General features: G+C 61.3%; 13 protein-coding genes. 11 read left to right on the forward strand and 2 right to left on the reverse strand.

What is annotated here, in order from left to right:
* Positions 1 to 3: 3 nt before the first annotated feature.
* Positions 4 to 753 (reverse strand): site-2 protease family protein, encoded by a 750-nt coding sequence (locus tag HOLFODRAFT_RS19765; protein WP_005036555.1) that lies wholly within the window; start codon positions 751 to 753, stop codon positions 4 to 6.
* Positions 754 to 952: 199 nt separating this feature from the next.
* Here HOLFODRAFT_RS19765 and HOLFODRAFT_RS0206410 point away from each other — a divergent pair, with 199 nt between their 5' ends.
* Entirely contained in the window at positions 953 to 2,851 is a 1,899-nt protein-coding gene (locus HOLFODRAFT_RS0206410) for a methyl-accepting chemotaxis protein (RefSeq protein WP_005036554.1), read from the forward strand.
* Here the strand turns inward: HOLFODRAFT_RS0206410 and HOLFODRAFT_RS0206415 are convergent.
* Entirely contained in the window at positions 2,848 to 4,086 is a 1,239-nt protein-coding gene (locus HOLFODRAFT_RS0206415) for an NAD(P)/FAD-dependent oxidoreductase (RefSeq protein WP_005036553.1), read from the reverse strand. The genes HOLFODRAFT_RS0206410 and HOLFODRAFT_RS0206415 overlap by 4 nt on opposite strands.
* 101 nt (positions 4,087 to 4,187) lie before the next feature.
* Here HOLFODRAFT_RS0206415 and HOLFODRAFT_RS0206420 point away from each other — a divergent pair, with 101 nt between their 5' ends.
* The 10 genes from HOLFODRAFT_RS0206420 (at position 4,188) to HOLFODRAFT_RS19775 (ending at position 13,118) form a co-directional block, all read left to right on the forward strand.
* Positions 4,188 to 5,801: an aldehyde dehydrogenase family protein gene (locus HOLFODRAFT_RS0206420; protein ID WP_005036551.1), complete on the forward strand. Its 1,614-nt coding sequence runs from the start codon at positions 4,188 to 4,190 to the stop codon at positions 5,799 to 5,801.
* A complete protein-coding gene (locus HOLFODRAFT_RS0206425) occupies positions 5,798 to 6,565 on the forward strand; it encodes a glycosyltransferase family 2 protein (RefSeq protein WP_005036549.1) in 768 nt (255 codons plus the stop codon). Before HOLFODRAFT_RS0206420 ends, HOLFODRAFT_RS0206425 begins: the two co-directional genes overlap by 4 nt.
* A 23-nt stretch (positions 6,566 to 6,588) precedes the next feature.
* Positions 6,589 to 7,626 (forward strand): glycosyltransferase, encoded by a 1,038-nt coding sequence (locus tag HOLFODRAFT_RS0206430; protein ID WP_005036548.1) that lies wholly within the window; start codon positions 6,589 to 6,591, stop codon positions 7,624 to 7,626.
* Between the two features lie 20 nt (positions 7,627 to 7,646).
* On the forward strand, positions 7,647 to 8,546 hold the full coding sequence (locus HOLFODRAFT_RS0206435) for a glycosyltransferase (RefSeq protein ID WP_005036547.1): 900 nt from the start codon (positions 7,647 to 7,649) through the stop codon (positions 8,544 to 8,546).
* 140 nt (positions 8,547 to 8,686) lie between these two features.
* Positions 8,687 to 9,415 carry a sugar phosphate nucleotidyltransferase gene (locus HOLFODRAFT_RS0206440; RefSeq protein WP_005036546.1) on the forward strand — a complete coding sequence of 243 codons (729 nt, stop codon included), beginning with the start codon at positions 8,687 to 8,689 and terminating at the stop codon, positions 9,413 to 9,415.
* A 16-nt stretch (positions 9,416 to 9,431) separates the two neighbouring features.
* Positions 9,432 to 9,932 (forward strand): dTDP-4-dehydrorhamnose 3,5-epimerase family protein, encoded by a 501-nt coding sequence (locus HOLFODRAFT_RS0206445; protein WP_005036545.1) that lies wholly within the window; start codon positions 9,432 to 9,434, stop codon positions 9,930 to 9,932.
* Positions 9,932 to 10,762 (forward strand): dTDP-4-dehydrorhamnose reductase, encoded by an 831-nt coding sequence (gene rfbD / locus HOLFODRAFT_RS0206450; protein ID WP_005036544.1) that lies wholly within the window; start codon positions 9,932 to 9,934, stop codon positions 10,760 to 10,762. Before HOLFODRAFT_RS0206445 ends, rfbD begins: the two co-directional genes overlap by 1 nt.
* Before the next feature lie 21 nt (positions 10,763 to 10,783).
* Positions 10,784 to 11,770, forward strand: coding sequence for a dTDP-glucose 4,6-dehydratase (gene rfbB / locus HOLFODRAFT_RS19770; protein ID WP_005036543.1), 987 nt, complete (start codon positions 10,784 to 10,786; stop codon positions 11,768 to 11,770).
* 127 nt (positions 11,771 to 11,897) lie between these two features.
* Positions 11,898 to 12,062, forward strand: a complete 165-nt coding sequence (locus tag HOLFODRAFT_RS24790) for a hypothetical protein (protein WP_005036541.1) — start codon at positions 11,898 to 11,900, stop codon at positions 12,060 to 12,062.
* A gap of 108 nt (positions 12,063 to 12,170) precedes the next feature.
* Positions 12,171 to 13,118 (forward strand): glycosyltransferase family 2 protein, encoded by a 948-nt coding sequence (locus HOLFODRAFT_RS19775; RefSeq protein WP_005036540.1) that lies wholly within the window; start codon positions 12,171 to 12,173, stop codon positions 13,116 to 13,118.
* Positions 13,119 to 13,177 lie beyond the last annotated feature (59 nt).

The raw sequence follows: 13,177 nt of genomic DNA on the forward strand, positions 1-13,177 counted from the left end.
GAATCAGACTCCAAGGATGAGACGGGCAAGGGGGTTGATGTAGACCAGTTCCGCCAGCATGAAGAAGGGCCCGAGGATGTATTTCAGGGCACCCACCATGAAGAGCACCAGCAGGATAATGGTGATGGTGGGCTGGGCCCGATCGAAGGGAGCCAGCCAGCGGAAGGGCAAGAAACCGCGCAGGATGCCTGCGCCATCGAGTGGGCCGAAGGGGATCAAATTGAAGATCGCAAGCCCGAGATTGATCCAGACCAGATGTCCCAGCAGGGTCAGCACCAGAACCTGCCCGGCGGGAAGGCCGGGGATCTTCAACAATTCCTCCACGGGATACCCCATGCTGGCCCCGAGGAGCCCCAGGGAGGGAAGCCCGGGGAAGCCCACCCGGATGTATAGACAGAGCGCGACCAGGAAAACGAGCGATTGCACAAGATTGGACGCCGGGCCCGCCGCCGCCACCATGGCATAGCCCACGCGGGCACGGAAGCGGCGGGTAAGGCGCGAGGTATCCACGGGAACGGGCTTGGCCCAACCCAATACGTTGAAACCACTGATGGCACCGATAAGGGGCATCAGCACGGTGCCGATCCAATCAATGTGGGCGACGGGGTTCAGGGTCATGCGACCCAGATGCTTGGCCGTGTCGTCCCCCAACAGGTAGGCGGCGGTGGCGTGGGAAGCCTCGTGGACGCTCAGGGCAAAGAGGACGGCGACGTAGCTGACAAGGATGGTGGCGATGGGAAGGCTATCGAACAAAGCGACTCCAGCAGAAAGTCCATGGTACCCGACAGGCCCCTACACCAGGAAAGGTTTGAAATTTCCACCGAATACCTCGTTGAATCCTTGTAAAAAAGCCGCGGAAGGCTTGGTTATTCTTACTTGCCTGGATATTATTATATAAAGAACATTCAGGAATGAATTACCTTCATCCACGACCCAAGCCAGGGAATACCACATGCGCATCTCCAGAAAGATTCTGCTCATCGCCGCCGTTCCCACCGCAGCCTTTCTTTTCCAAAGTTTTCAGACTTCCCGCCAGGCCCTAGAGACCCGCCGGATGGCCCTGGGGGTGCAGGCCAACCTGGACCTCATCCAGCATGCAGCGGCCTCCGTCCATGAAATCCAGAAGGAAAGGGGACTCAGCTCCCTCTATCTCGGGAATGGCGTTCCCCTACAGAAGGTCCAGGAACAGCGGGCCGTCACGGACCTGACCCTCCCTGCCCTGCAGCGAAGCCTGGAAACCACCAGCCTGTCACCCGAGAAGGTCCAGGGGGTCCGGGCGGCCCTGGGGTCCATTGCGTCCACCCGAAACCTCGTGCAGGAGAAGAACGATGCGGCCACGGCCCGGAAGGCCTATTCCGAGAATATCAAGTGCCTCATCGACCTCGAGGCTGCGGCGGCCAACGCCCCCACCACCAAGGGCATCGGCAAGGTCTTCGTCTCCCTCACCATCCTGGAAACCGCCAAGGAATCCATGGGCCAGATGCGGGCCCTGCTGAGCAACATCCTGGCGGTGGACAAGCCCCTGCCCGCGGAACAGCGCCGCCAACTTCTCTCGATCCAGGCCCTCGTGGATGGCAACCTGAACTCCAGGGCCCTAATCCTCAGCCCTGGAAGCCTCGCCCTCATGAAGGAGAAGCGGTTGCAGCCCCACTGGGAGGCGGTGAATCAGCACTTCAACCAAGCCATCGACCAGGCGGCCGTGGGCCATTTCGGCATTGACCCCCAGGCCTTTTTTGCCCAAGCCACCACCAAGATCAATGACCTGAGAGAGGTGGAACTCCAAGAACTGGCCAACGCACGGGAACGGTCCGATGCCCTGCTGAGCGAGACCACCAGGGGACTTTGGAGCACCCTGGCCATCCTGCTGGTCTCCCTAGCCGCCATTGCCATCCTCACCCGCATCCTCACCCGACAGATCACCCAACCCCTCGATGCCCTGGTCCAGGGGATGCACAACAGCGATCTGACCGCGACCCTCCAGGTGGATACTCAGGATGAGATCGGAGAGGCTGCCACCACCTTCAATGCTTACAACGCCAAGTTCCGAGAGATATTCAAGGCCCTGGCAGCCCAGGCGGAACGGGTGGCGGCGGGCTCCATCCAGCTCTCCCAGGCTGCCACGGAAATGGCCGCCACGACCCACGAGATCAGTGAGGGTGCCGATCGCCAGGAACAGGCCACCGAGCAGCTGGCCTCTGCCATCACCGAACTCTCCGCCTCCATCGAAGAGGTCTCCACCAACGCCCGCACGACCCGCTCCATGGCGGAGGAAGGCGTGCAGACCGTGGGGTCCGGCGTCGAGGCGGGTGCCTCCGCCACCCAGGCAATGGAGGCCATCCATGCCGCAACCGGCAAGATGATCGCGGCAGTCAGGGTCATCCAGGATATTGCCCGTCAGACCAACCTGCTGAGCCTGAACGCCGCCATCGAGGCCGCCAAGGCGGGCACCCATGGGAAGGGCTTCGCGGTGGTGGCCGAGGAGGTGCGCAAGCTGGCCGAGCGTTCGGGCCTCGCAGCCCGGGAGATCAGTGCCCTCATCGATCAGAGCAATCTGGCGGTCCAGGAGGGGCAGACCCGGGTGGCCGCCTCAGTGGAGGTCCTGGAGACCATCCGGAGACAGATCGAAAAGCTGGCGGACATCTCCACAGAAATCGGGACCGCCTCCGAGCAGCAGGCCGTCACCAGCGGCGAGTCCGCCCGCCAGGTGGAAAGAACAGCCATGGAAGCCACCCAGAACGCCTCGGCGGCGACCCAGATGGCGGCCTCCACCCGGGATATCCGCAGCACCGCCGAAGAGTTGGCCCAGATCTCCGACCAGTTGCTCCAGGGCGTGGCACAGTTCAAGGTTTAGATCACAATCCTTTCCTCCACCAGATCCTTCTCCCGGAAGCGGCTCCCCCGCAGGGGCCGGCAGTCGTGGGTCCGATAGGCTCCGTCCAGCACCAGCTCCGCCAGGCACACTCCCGCCGCCGGACTTTCCATGGCGCCATGCCCGCTGTAGCCCACCTGGAGCAGCAGCCCGGCATGGGCATCGTGCCAGCCCAGGATCGCGTTATGGTCGGCGGTGCAGGTGTCGTACAACCCGGCCCACCCGCTCTTCAGACGGCAGGAGGCCACCGCCGGAATGCGCTCCTGGAGCACCAGGTTGATCTCCTCCAGGTAATAGTCTGGCTCGAAGGTGGTTTCCAGGCTGTCCGGCGCGTCCTTGCGGGCCTTGCCGAGGATCAGGTTGTCCCCCTCGGCCTTGAAGTAGATCCCCTGGTCGACGATGGTGAGGGGGATATCCCTCCAGCGCGGGTCCTGCCCCGGCAAGTCCGTCACGAAAAGCATGCGTTTCTGGCTGATCACCGGCATGAGCTCCTCCGGTGGGCACCCGGAGGCCTGCAGCAGCGCGTTGGTCCAGGGCCCGGTGCAGAGGGCCACCTGCCCGGCCTCGACGGTCTCTTCCCCCGAAGGGCCCTTGAGGCGCAAACCGGTGACTGCGCCATCCTTGCCAAACAGGAGGGATAGCACCTCGATCCCAAAACCCAGTTCAGGCCGGACCGGGAAGCGGTCCTGGGCCCGCAGGAAATAGCCCTGGGCCGCCTGGGAGGGGTCGAAACTGCCGCAGTCCGGCCCGAAGACCCCACCCACGATGGGTTCCAGTCCCAGGAATTCCCGGACCTCCTCATCCACCTCCCCTATCCCGCAGCGCAGACCGGGAACCCGATCCTCGATCTCCCCGGGACTCAGCAACTCAAAGCGCACACCGTTCTCGCGCCAGATCTCCGCCGCCAGGGGCACCCTGGCCCAGGCCTCGGGGCCGTGGGTGAAGAGGTATCCGCTGGGGCGGAAGCCGATGGGAACCCCCATTTCCTCGGCGAAGTGCGCCAGGATTTTTGCGCTGTGGGTGCAGAGCCGCTGATTGATGGGGGTGGTCCAGAGGTTGCGGAAGCCCCCGGCACTCAGCCCCGTGGCCCCCATGGCCACCGCTGCGCCCCGGTCCACCACCAGGAGGCGGCCCCGGAACCCTTGCGCCAGCAGGTTGTATACAAGGGATCCGCCTCCGATCCCGGCCCCCACCACCACCAGGTCAAAGCGCCGCATTCCCGACCTCCCCCTCCAATGTGGGGCGAACAAGACGGGTGTGAACCGGGATTTTTCTTCCAAACACAGCTATTCTGGGCAGACGCACTCCGGGAGCCTGCATGTACGTGAAGCCCAACGTCCCGAAAATGGCCCATGTGGGCAAATCCGTCATCGGGTTCAACTGGATCGCCGGACGCGAACTCGAGGGCGACCTGCCCTCCTTCGACGCCCGTTCCTCCGCCGATCGCCGCGACATCGTCGGAATTTTCCCCGAGTGCAGTGAGCGGGATATCGCCAAGGCCGCCAAGGCGGCAGCGGAAGCCTTCAAGACCTGGAAGGACGTCCCGGCCCCCGTGCGCGGAGCCTACATCCAGCGCATCGGTGAGGTTTTGAGCGCCCAGAAGGAGAAGCTGGCCCGGGTCATCGTGCGCGAGGTCGGCAAGCCCATGCGGGAGGCCCTGGGCGAGGTCCAGGAGGCCATCGACACCTGCCACTACTTCCACAGCGAAGGACGGCGGCTCCACGGCCAGACCATCCCCTCCGAGATGCCGGACAAGTCCCTCAGCACCTATCGGCGTCCCCTGGGCGTGGTGGGCGTCCTGGCCTCCAGCAACTTCCCCCTGGCGGTGCCCAGCTGGAAGATCATTCCCGCCATCCTCTGCGGCAATACCGTCGTGTGGAAGCCCTCGGAGAAGGCCCCCACCATCGCCTACCTCTTCGTCCGGGCCATGATGGATGCCGGCCTACCTCCGGGCGTGGTCAACACGGTCAACGGCAAGGGCCATGCGGCCTGCGGCAAGCACTTCCTGGCGGCCATCGACAAGGGCTTCTTCCAGAAGTTCAGCTTCACCGGGTCCACGGCCCTCGGACGGACCGTCGCCGAAGCCTGCGGCCGCAACCTCATCAGCCCCAGCCTCGAGTTGGGGGGCAAGAACCCCATGATCGTGATGCCGGACGCCGATCTGGACCTGGCCCTGGATGGCGCCCTCACCAGCGCCTTCGCCACCGCGGGACAGCGCTGCACCTCCCTGGGCAACCTGATCCTCCACAAGGACATCGCCGAGACCTTCAAGGCCCGCTTCCTGGAGGCCGTGGCCAAGATCACGGTCGGCAATCCTACCGGCCACCCGGAGGTCTTCTACGGCCCCATGATCAATCCCCGCTTCGCCAAGCGTTTCGAGGAGCACTGGGAGCTTGGGCGCCAGGACGGCGCCACCCTCCTCACTGGCGGCGCCCACTGGACTGAAGACAACCGGGATGACCGGGTCCTGGGCGAAATCGGCCACGGCGCCTACATGCAGCCCTGCGTCTGGGATGGCGTCACTCCCGAGATGGCGATCTTCCAGCAGGAGACCTTCGGTCCCACGGTGAACATCTGCACGGTGGACGACTTCGACCAGGCCATGGCCTACGCCAACGGCACGCCTTACGGCCTCTCCAGCGCCCTCTATACCGAGAATCGCCAGTGCATCGAGCGCTTCAAGCGGGAGATCCAGGCGGGCATGTCCTCCATCAACAACTCGACCATCGGCGCCGAAGCCCACATGCCCTTCGGAGGCACGGGGTGGAGCGGCAACAACAGCCGGGAGGGCGGCCTCTGGGTCCTGGAACACTACACCCGCTGGCACGCCGTCAACGAGGACCTCTCGGGCAAGCTCCAGCTGGCCCAGATCGACACCGACTACCGGGGCAAGGCCAAGTATGACGTCACGGACTGGGCTTCCCTGGGATGAGCGTCACCGCCATCCTGATCGTCAAGAATGAGGCCAAGCATCTGGCTGCCTGCCTGGAGACCGTGAAGGGCTGGGTGGACGAAATCGTGGTCTACGATTCGGGCAGCACGGATGCCACCGAGGAAATTGCCGCCTCCTTCGGCGCCCGCTTCATCCGGGACCCCGACTGGCAGGGCTTCGGCAAGCAGCGCCAAAAAGCTCAGACCCATGTAAAAACGGGCTGGTGCCTGTGGCTGGACGCCGACGAAAGGATCACGCCGGAGCTGAAGGCCAGCATCCAGGCGGCGCTGGCGAGTCCCGCCCCCGATACCGTCTATGCCCTCCCCAGGCTCACCTGGGCCTATGGTCGCTTCATCAGGCACTGTGGCTGGTACCCCGACCATTGCCTGCGGCTCTACCCCACCGCCTATACCACCTTCAACGCCGCGCTGGTCCACGAGAACCTGGAACGGGTACCTGGTATGAAAGTCCAGCCCCTGAAGGGCGACCTCCTCCACTTTTCCTATGACACCCTCGAACACCACCTCACCAAGGCCGCCAAGTATGCCTCGGCTTGGGCGGAAGAGCGGGCACGCAAGGGCAAGCGGGGCAGCCTATCCCAGGCCCTCCTTCACGGCAGCTTCCGTTTCCTGCGGATGTACGTCCTGCGGGCTGGATTTATGGATGGCAAGGCCGGGCTGGTGTTGTCCATCCTGGGCGGGCACGCAGTCTTCATAAAATACGTGAGCCTCTGGATGTATGACCAGCCCAAGAGGCCAGACTGAGGGTCAGTCCACGCAGGAGTTCCATGTACCTTTGTCACATCAATCTGGCGAAAGGCTTCTCGGGTGGGGAGCAGCAGACCCTTAACCTCATTGCGGAACTCGCCACACGGGGACTTAGGCAGATTCTGGTCTGCCGTGAGGGGGGGGAAGTGGAACGTCGCGCCCGGGAAAAGGGGATCCCCTGCCACCCAGTGTCCCACTTCCTGTTCGGCCACCTCAGGGGTCTGGGAACGGACCTGCTCCACGGCCACTGCGGCAAGAGCATCTACTGGGCCGCCCTGGAACACCAGTTCCGCGGCACCCCCTACCTCGTCACACGACGGGTGGATAACCCTTTGAGCCATGGTGTTCTCACCCGCCGGGCCTACCGGGATGCCGCCCGGGTGGTCTGCCTTAGCCGGGCCATCGAGAGCAGCGTCCAGGCATGCGTGGGCCCGGTGCCCACCGGGATCATCCCCAGCACTTATTCAGGATTCCAGATCGATCCTGCGGAGGTCGCCAGGCTGCGGCAGGCATGGTCCGGGCGCTTCCTGGTGGGCCAGATCGGCAATCTCCTTGCGCACAAGGGCCATGACGTCACCTTCGAAGCCGCCAGCCGCCTGGCTGGAACCCACCCCCACCTCCATTTCCTGATCCTGGGAGATGGCCCCCGACGCCAGGAATTGGAACAAGCCGCTTCGGCACTCCCCAACGTGACGCTGCTGGGACACCGGAAGGACATCGGCAACTACCTCGCCATCCTGGACCTCTTCGTCTTTCCATCCCTCTCGGAGGGGCTGGGGTCCAGCATCCTGGAAGCCATGCAGGCGGAAATCCCGGTCATCGCCAGCGAGGCCGGGGGCATTCCGGACCTCATCGATCATAAGCGCACCGGGATCCTGATCCCCCCCGGAGATGCTGAGGCCCTCACCGGGGCCATTTCGCGACTGGAAGGAAACCCTGACCTCAGGACCGCCCTCGCGGGGGAAGCGACCAGACAACTCGAGAAGTTTTCACCCTCTTCCGTTGCGGATCGCTATCTGGCGACCTACACAGCGCTGATCAGCCCATCAATCCATTGATTTTTTCCCCGGGAGTCACGTTGAATAGGGATGTCGCGTTCATCGTCGTAAATTACAACACCTGCGGCCTGACGGAAGCCATCATCCAGTTCTTCCGGACCGTCGACCTTCCCTTCAGCCACGGCCTCGTAGTTGTCGACAATGCCTCCACAGACGGGTCGCAGGCCATGCTGGAGCAGGCCCAGGGTGATCAGGTCCTCTATATCCAGACCCATCAGAACCTGGGGTACGGTCGAGGCATGAACCGCGGACTGGAAGCCGTTTCAAGCCGTTATGCCTGCATCATGAACACCGATCTGATCCTGAACCGGGAAGCACTGGTCGCACTCTGGGAGTTCTTTGAAGGGAATCCGGAAGCCGGGGTCGCCACGCCGGTCATCCGGTGGAAGGACGGTCGGATGCAGGGTTTTCTGACCCTGCCAGGCCTCTGCTTTGAGTATCTTCAAACCCTTGGCGGGATCAACGCCAGGCGATGGAAGAAAAAGGTTAAGACAGCCACCGGGCCGCTCCGGGTTCCTGGCACCCAGGGAGCCTTCTTCATGATCCGCCGGGCCATGTTCCCCGAGCGCCTATTCGACGAGGATTTCTTCTTCTATTACGAAGACACCGAGCTGGCACACCGGTATTGGCGGCAGGGAATTCCGTGCTTTGCCCTTCCCAGTGTTTCGATCATCCACCTGGGAGGCCAATCCACATCCGCAGAAGGAGGCAAGCTGTTCCAGGCAAGCCGCAGACTCTACATCGACAAGTGCTACGGGCCTCCCCACACCACCTGGCTTGCCGGGATCGACCGCATCAGGATTCGGTACAAGCACTATAAATACGCTTTTCTGAACAGCATTATCAAAAGTGAAAAGATCAGGGCCAAATACGAATACTACGGAAGATTGGCAAGGCCCCAAGACCGGATTGAATCTTGATTTCGCGATACAGGGCTTGGCCGGAGCCTCCGTCGCCCCCCCGGCGGGCAGCCCCACCCAAACCATTCAAGCCTTGATTTTACGCATCGCACACTCCATGGTTGGTGATAGCGTTTCCGATTTTTACCAAGGAGCTCCCAATGAAGGGTGTTGTTCTCGCAGGAGGCACGGGTTCCCGTCTCTACCCCCTAACCAAGGTGACGAACAAACATCTCCTTCCCGTCGGCCCGGTCCCCATGATCTGGCACCCGGTCTGGAAGCTCAAAGAGGCTGGCATCGAGGAGATCCTGATCGTCACCGGGACGGAGCACATGGGGGATGTGGTAGGCCTCCTGGGCAGCGGGAAGGACTTCGGCTGCCGCTTCACCTACAAGGTCCAGGACGAGGCCGGGGGCATTGCCCAGGCCCTGGGACTGGCCGAGAACTTCGCAGGGAGCTGCTCCATCTGCGTGATCCTGGGGGACAACATCTTTCAGGATGACCTCAAGGCCGATGTCCGGGCTTTCGAGGCCCGGGGCAAGGGCGCACGGATCCTCCTCAAGGCGGTCCACGATCCCCAGCGGTACGGGGTTGCAGAGCTGGACGGGGACCGCGTGCTATCCATCGAGGAGAAGCCAAGGACCCCCAAATCCGATCTGGCCGTCACAGGGATCTATTTCTACGATGCGGAAGTCTTCAGCATCATCCGCACCGTCAAACCCTCGGGACGTGGCGAGATGGAGATCACGGACGTCAACAACGCCTACATTTCCCGGGGGCAGATGAGCTTCGGAACCTTCAAGGGCTGGTGGACAGATGCGGGGACCTTCCCAAGCTTGGCGGTCGCCAACGAGTTGGCCAGCGGCGAGCCGGCCCCCTTTTCCAAGTAGCTGAAGGGAGATTCGAGTGGTTATCAGGAAAGGCAGTATCGATGGCGTCGTGGTTGCGCCGATTCGCAAGTTCACTGACGAGCGGGGCTGGCTGGCGGAACTCTTCCGGCACGATGAAGTGGCTCCGGAATTCCATCCCGCCATGGCCTACATCAGCGTGACCCTTCCAGGAGTTCTGCGGGGTCCCCACGAACATGTGGACCAGGCAGACCTTTTCGCCTGGGTGGGGCCCGGTGACTTCAAGGTGACCCTCTGGGACAACCGTCCGACGAGCCCCACCTACCTCAACCGGATGGAGCTGGTCATGGGCATCAACAACCCGGGATCGATCATCGTCCCCAAGGGGGTCGTTCATTGCTATCGCTGCATCAGCTCCGAAGCAGGCTGGGTCTTTAACGCCCCCAATCAGCTTTTCGCAGGGGAGGGCAAGAAATCCCAGGTGGATGAGATCCGCCATGAGGCGGATCCCGACAATATCTTCGTGAAGGACGAACGCTCCCGCCGGGTGCACGTCTGATGCGGGTCCTGATCGCGGGAGGCGCCGGTCAGCTGGCCCGAGCCATCCGGGAGACATGGATTGACCACGAACTGATCGTCCCGGCAGAGGCCAGCTTCGATCTGGGTAACCCCGAGTCCGTTCGCTCCGCCATCCTCGAAGCCAGACCCCAGGTGGTTCTCAACGCTGCCGCCTTCACCCAGGTGGACCGCTGCGAAAGCGAGGTCGAACGGGCGATGCGGATCAACGGAGAGGCCGTGCGATGGATGGCAGAAGCCGCCGATGAGACAGGAGCCCTGCTTGTCCAGATCAGCACAGACTACGTATTCGATGGCACCGCCACCCGGCCCTACCGGGAAACGGACCCCACCAATCCGCAGTCCGTCTATGGCAGATCCAAGCTCCTGGGCGAGCATAGTGCCGCCCTCGCCAGAGAGCACCTCATCGTCCGCACAGCTTGGCTCTATGACGCCTGGGGGAAGAACTTCTACCTCACCATGCGCAACGCCGCGGCCCAGGGCCGCCAACTCAAGGTCGTGGACGACCAGCGTGGAACCCCCACCACCTGCCGCGCCCTGGCCCGACAGCTCCAGGTAGCCGCTCAGGAAGGCTGGCGAGGCCTGGTGCATGGCACCTGCGGAGGGGAGACAAGCTGGCACGGCTTCGCCACGGAGATCTTCCGCCAGACAGGCATCCAGGCCGACTTGAGCCCCTGCCCCACTGCCGATTACCCCACACCCGCGACTCGACCGACTTATTCCGTCCTGGACGGTGCTCACCGCTGCGAATTGGGAACCGACCTCATGCCGGATTGGCGGGAAGCCCTTGGGGAAGTCATCGGGATAGGATAATTTAGACAGCAAGGCAGACTTATGCATGAAACCATTCTCGTCACTGGCGGTGCCGGATTCATCGGCTCCAACTTCGTCCACCGCTGGCACAGGTCCCATCCCGAGGGCCGAATCCTGGTACTGGACAAGCTCACCTACGCTGCAAATCCATCCCATATCGCAGGCCTGGACCGCGTGGAACTGGTCAAGGGCGATATCCAGAACCGGGAACTGGTGACCCACCTGCTGGATAAGCACGGCATCCGCAAGCTGGTCCACTTCGCCGCCGAGAGCCATGTCGACAACAGCATCACCGGCCCGGCCGCCTTCATCCAGACCAATATGGTCGGCACCTTCGGCCTCCTGGACGCCGCTCGGGAAGTATGGGCGGGAGACAAGGACACGCGTTTCCTCCACGTCTCCACGGACGAGGTCTATGGTTCACTGGGGGAGACTGGCAAGTTCCACGAAGAGATGGCCTACGCCCCCAACAGCCCCTACAGCGCCAGCAAGGCTGGCAGCGACCACCTGGTGCGGGCCTACCACCACACCTACGGGCTCCAGACCCTCACGACCAATTGCTCCAACAACTACGGCCCCCGCCAGCACCCGGAAAAGCTGATTCCCCTGGCCATCAGCCGCATGGCCCAGAACCAGCCCATCCCTGTCTACGGGGATGGGCAGAACATCCGGGACTGGCTTTTCGTGGAGGACCATTGCACTGCCATCGAAACCGTCATAGCCAAGGGCACTCCTGGCGAAACCTACTGCATCGGCGGTAACAATGAGTGGAAGAACCTCGACCTGCTCCACCTCCTCTGCGACCTTGTGGACCAGCAGATGGGACGCCCCGATGGCACCAGCCGAAAGCTCCTGACCTTCGTCAAGGATCGGGCAGGGCATGACCAACGATATGCGATCGATGCAAGCAGGATGGAAGCTCTTGGCTGGCACCCGGATCATGCATTCCGCCAAGGGCTCATCAGGACCGTGAAATGGTGTATGGACAACAACAGGCAGAACCCATGAGCACTCCGACCCAACCGATCCGCTTCACCCCCCTCTTCAGGAATCCATGCAGCATGCACCTGCACAAAGACGTGGGCCAGACCCCCTATCAGCTTCAGAAGCACCGCGGGTTCCAGTCGGAGGTCCTATGCAGCCCCAGCAGGACGCCCTGACAACCCTGATGAACGACGAGCAACTATCGGCCTCGTACTCCCAACGGGCAGTCGCCCACTTCAAAAAGAATTTCATTTGGAAAGACCTGCTCAGCAGACTCGCAATCCGCATCGGGAGCCTGCTGAAGAACAATACGTGAGAAGTGATGTCAGGATGCTGCCCCACTTATGCGTTGGAATCTTCACTACTAAAACAATACAATCACATCTATACACACCGAATCACAAACCATACAAATGAGGATCAAGTGCGAACCAGCTGCATAATAAATAACTACAATTACAATAGTTACATTATCGATGCAATCAAAAGTGCGCTAGCGCAAAGTGTTCCATTCGACGAGATCATCGTTGTAGATGACGGATCCACCGATGAATCCCTCCACAGTATCCGCCAATACGTTGGCAACCACGAAAGAGTCAAAATTATCGCAAAACAGAACCAAGGACAGCTCTCCTGTTTCAACGAAGGATTTTCTAGCTCGATCGGCGACATCATCTTCTTCCTGGATGCGGATGATCTCTATGAACCCGATTACCTGAAAGAGGCCCTGGCCTATTACGAGAACCATCCGCAATGCGATTTCCTGTTCTTCGCCATGCAGACCTTCGGAACGGAAAGCCGCTGTCTGAGACCGTACGACGAGGACAAGGACCTCGGGACAGCACTCATGAGGACGCTCCACCTCGGAAGCAAAAGGTGGGTGGGCTCCCCGACCTCTGCCAATTCCATCCGCCGCTCCATCCTTGAGGAGCTTCTCCCCATGCCCGAGGAATTCCTGAAAGACTGGAAAACCCGGGCCGATGACTGCCTAGTATGGGGGGCTGCGATGCTTGGAGCTCGCAAGTGCTATTGCGACAAGCCCCTTGTCCGATATCGCTTGCACCAAAATAACAACTTCTATGGAAGGAAATTCCCCTTCCATGCCGAAGTTCAAAGACTGTTAGTTGTAAACCGTTTTTTCAGCCACATGGGCAGTCGCTACGCGGCGCTTACACCTTACGACATGTATCGAATCACCAAGCGCGAATTTAAAGAAATCAATAAGCCATCAATCCAAGACATGCGAGACTATTCATCAACAATAATAAGTCTACCTTTGTCGATTGGTAGAAAAATAGAAACTATCGCATTTTTCACTCGCAAAACACTACAAGAAATAATAAAAACACAATTGACCCCACACCCCCGATAGCCGACATCAACGAGATTCAAGGCACACTATTCCAATAAATAAATCGACAATACAATTTG

The sequence above is a fragment of the Holophaga foetida DSM 6591 genome, from assembly GCF_000242615.2.
GTDB lineage: Bacteria > Acidobacteriota > Holophagae > Holophagales > Holophagaceae > Holophaga > Holophaga foetida.